The sequence below is a fragment of the Rhodopseudomonas sp. B29 genome (assembly GCF_000333455.1).
Lineage (GTDB): Bacteria > Pseudomonadota > Alphaproteobacteria > Rhizobiales > Xanthobacteraceae > Rhodopseudomonas.
This window is the reverse complement of sequence record NZ_BADD01000724.1, coordinates 1-3,078: the sequence shown is the minus strand read 5'-3', so window position 1 is coordinate 3,078 and position 3,078 is coordinate 1. Positions and strand designations below refer to the sequence as shown.

2 protein-coding genes and 1 tRNA gene are annotated in these 3,078 nt (G+C 64.8%); 2 read left to right on the top strand and 1 reads right to left on the bottom strand.

Annotated elements, in window-relative coordinates:
- Positions 1-224: 224 nt before the first annotated feature.
- Together cpdR and I5M_RS26235 are read left to right on the top strand one after the other, a co-directional pair.
- On the top strand, positions 225-590 hold the full coding sequence (cpdR, locus tag I5M_RS26240) for a cell cycle two-component system response regulator CpdR (protein ID WP_022724108.1): 366 nt from the start codon (positions 225-227) through the stop codon (positions 588-590).
- An 81-nt stretch (positions 591-671) separates the two neighbouring features.
- A tRNA-Val gene (locus I5M_RS26235) sits at positions 672-746 on the top strand.
- Positions 747-1,049: 303 nt separating this feature from the next.
- On the opposite strand, the gene I5M_RS26230 is transcribed toward I5M_RS26235, so the two are convergent.
- Positions 1,050-3,078 (bottom strand): molybdopterin-dependent oxidoreductase (locus tag I5M_RS26230; RefSeq protein WP_022724107.1); only part of this gene is annotated, 2,029 nt, incomplete at its 5' end.

The window sequence follows — 3,078 nt, the reverse complement described above, 5'->3', positions numbered from 1 at the left end:
AGCGAATCATGCAGANAGAAGGCGGATCTCAGCAGTCGCTCGTTAGTGGCCCGGCAACTTCTCGGCTGTCAGGATGCAAGGCGCCAGCGTTGATTCGGTCTGCGATCGGGCGCAAAGTCGAGGCTTCCGAAGGCCACAGAGTGGCCGAAAGTTTCACCCGAAATTTACCAGACTCCGGTCTAACTGGGTCATCGCTTCTCCGTCAGGTGTGAAGTCCAATTCCCATGCACAAGATTCTGCTCGCCGAAGACGACAACGACATGCGCCGCTTCCTGGTGAAGGCGTTGGAAAACGCCGGGTTCCAGGTTTCCTCGTTCGACAACGGCATGTCGGCCTATCAGCGTCTGCGCGAAGAGCCGTTCGAGATGCTGCTGACCGATATCGTGATGCCGGAAATGGACGGCATCGAGCTGGCGCGCCGCGCTTCCGAGCTCGATCCGGACATCAAGATCATGTTCATCACCGGTTTCGCCGCTGTAGCGCTGAATTCGGATTCGCAGGCGCCGAAAAACGCCAAGGTGCTGGCCAAGCCGGTGCACCTGCGCGAGCTGGTCAGCGAAGTGAACAAGCTGCTGACCGCCGCAGCCTAAGTCGATAAATCGCCGTTCGGCGTTCTTGCCTCCCCGCGCGGGAGCCGATATAGGGACGCCACCCCGTACACGACGGTTTCAGGGCGCGTAGCTCAGCGGGAGAGCACCTCGTTGACATCGAGGGGGTCACAGGTTCGATCCCTGTCGCGCCCACCATCACGCCCCGGGACCATTTTCCAAGTCGACTTCGGCTTATCTCGACATCCGCGCGAGCACCCTGTTGTGTCGCGGCCTATGATCTTTGCGGCGCCGGCGTGCTTTGGGTTTGCCCGGTCGCCTACGATCTGCCTGCAATCAGACGCGCGCATCAACGCGGGGCATCAAACAGGTGCGGGGCAGCGGCTCAGCCGCGAAGGCTGGCCCGCTCAGGCGCCACAACCAATCCAGACGCCTCCGCGGTCGCAGTGCCGTTGCAGCGCTGCGACCATTCGTGAGCGGGTCGTCACGGCGGCAGCTCGATCAGCCGACTGGTGACGGCGGATCGTAGGCGCGGATCGGCGGCAGCGGTCCGGTGTACTTCTCGCATTCGACGATCGTCACCTGGCCGGTGCAACCTTGCGCCAGCCGCGACGTGCCGACGTCGCGCGTCAGCACGTTCGGATTGCCATGGATGCAAAGCGGCTCATCGCCGCCGCCGGGCAGCGGGTCGTACCAAGCGCCGGTCGGCAGATGGATCACGCCGGGCGCGACCTGATCCGAAAGCGCCGCGGCGGCAAGGCACGCGCCACGATCGTTGAAAAGGCGGACGATGTCGCCGGCCGCGATGCCGCGTGTTTGCGCGTCCGCCGGATTGAGGCGCACGACCTCGCGACCAGATATTTTGCTCGATTGGCTGTAGCGGCCGAAGTCGAGCTGACTATGCAGTCGTGTCGCCGGCTGATTGGCAATCAGCGTCAGCGAATGAACTTCGGTCGGCTGATCGTCCGGCGGCAGCCATGTCGGATGACCGGGGCAATCCGGATAGTTGAAGCCCGCGATGCTCTGCGAGAACACCTCGATCTTGCCGCTCGGCGTCGGTAGCTTGCCGGCCTCGGGATCGTTGCGGAAGGCGCGGAGCAGTCCGCCGTCGTCGGGCTCGGACGGCAGCGCCAGCTCGCCGCGGCGCCAGAACTCGTCGAACGATGGCGCATCGCAGCCCTTGGCGGCGAGCGCGGTTCGCGTCGTTTCATACAGATGCTCCAGCCATTGCTGGCTGTCGCGGCCCTCGGTGTAAGCCTGTTCGACGCCGAGCCGGCGTGCGAGCGCGGCGAAGATGTCGAAATCGTCACGCGCTTCTCCGACTGGCGGCGCGACTTTGCGCATCGCGATCAGGCGCGGATCGGTCGCGGCGGCACCGATATCATCACGCTCCAGCGTCATTGTCGCGGGCAGCACGATGTCGGCGAACCGCGCGGTCGGAGTCCATGCGGTCTCGTGTACCACAATGTTCTGCGGCACGTTGAAGGCGCGGCGCAGCCGGTTGATGTCCTGGTGGTGATGAAACGGATTGCCGCCGGCCCAGTATACCAGCTTGATATCCGGATAGCGCAGCGAGCGACCATTGTAGTCGAACGGCTGGCCTGGATTGAGGAGCATGTCGGCGACACGCGCGACCGGAATAAACGCCTCCACGCCGTTGCGGCCCTGCGGCATCGTCGGAATCGGCACGGCGTTGATGCGTCGTCCAGTGTGGCCGAGCGCGCCGAGTGCGTAGTTGTAGCCGCCGCCGGGCAGGCCGATCTGGCCGAGCACCGCGGCGAGTACCGCGCCCATCCACACCGGCTGCTCGCCATAGCGCGCGCGTTGCAGCGAATGCGACACCGTGACCAGCGTGCGACCCTGCGCGGCGCGGCGCGCCAGGGCGACGATCTCGCCGGCGTCCATGCCGGTGACCGTTGCCGCCCAGCCGGCATCCTTCGGCTGGCCGTCGTCGAGCCCGAGCAGATAGCGTTCGAAGATGTCGTAGCCGGTGCAATAGCGCGCCAGGAAATCGCGGTCGTGTAGCTTCTCCGCCACCAGACTGTGCGCGATACCGAGCATCAGCGCCACGTCGCTGCCGACCCGGATCGGCAGCCAGGTCGCGGCAGCCTGTTCGGGCAGATCGTCGCGCAGCGGGCTGATGCAGTAGAAGCGGGTGCCGCGCTGCGCCGCCTTGCGCATCGCGTCGCGTTCGACGTGACGGCTGATGCCGCCGCTCGCCACCATCGAGTTCTTCAGAGCCATTCCGCCGAAGGCCAGCACCGTATCGGTGTGTTCGCTGACTTGCTCCCATGTGACGTTGCGCCGTGACAGCGCTTCGAACGATCCGAGCACATGCGGCAGGATCACCGCGGAGGCGCCTGCGCTATAGCTGTTGACCGAGCGGACATAGCCACCGAACGCGACGTTCAAGAATCGGTGAATCTGACTCTGCACGTGATGAAAACGGCCGGCGCTCGACCAGCCATAGGAGCCGCCATAAATCGACTCCGCGCCATATTCCGTGTGAACGCGCGACAGCTCGGCAGCG